Genomic DNA, 564 nt, shown 5'->3' on the forward strand with positions numbered 1-564 from the left:
GCACCATTTTTCAAAACCGTAATACTATCTACCCGGCTCCAACTCTTTACAGCTTCTCTCTCATCTTCAAATGCACCCCTCTCTGCCATTATCCCGCCCTTGGATTGGCTGTTGAGAATATGCATGACCTGACTAAAATATTTATTCGCCCATCGTTGTGGATCTTTTGTCGGACGGACAACCCCATAAAATTGCCGTTCTATCTTGTCAAAATACCCCGTGATACACTCCCAACCCAATTGACCTGCTGGAACCAAAGGTTGATCCGGGCATTCAAGCAATTTCCTCCCTAAAAAGGCACGTTTTACAACCTTTTTATTGAAAGCCGCCCCCTGAATATTGGGCATCATGCACTGTAATTGCTTAAATTCCTCTTCGCTATAATCACGCAATTCACCCGTTTCGAAATCAGGGGCTTTGTAATATCTTTCACTTTCAAACCAACGGCATTCAACGAGCGTAACCATCCCGCGTAAAACAACACCATTATACATGCCTAGAGAACCATCAAAGATTGGGTTCTTCGCACGAGAAGTGGCATAAACCGATTTTTGGATATCTAAC

Annotated in this window: 1 protein-coding gene; it reads right to left on the reverse strand. The window is 43.6% G+C overall.

Annotation, left to right across the window (positions count from 1 at the left end; all coding sequences use genetic code 11):
• The coding region (locus tag MCY_RS06595) for a portal protein (protein WP_007347588.1) at positions 1-564 on the reverse strand (564 nt) is incomplete at both ends.

The sequence above is a fragment of the Bartonella rattimassiliensis 15908 genome (genome assembly GCF_000278215.1).
Taxonomy (GTDB): domain Bacteria; phylum Pseudomonadota; class Alphaproteobacteria; order Rhizobiales; family Rhizobiaceae; genus Bartonella; species Bartonella rattimassiliensis.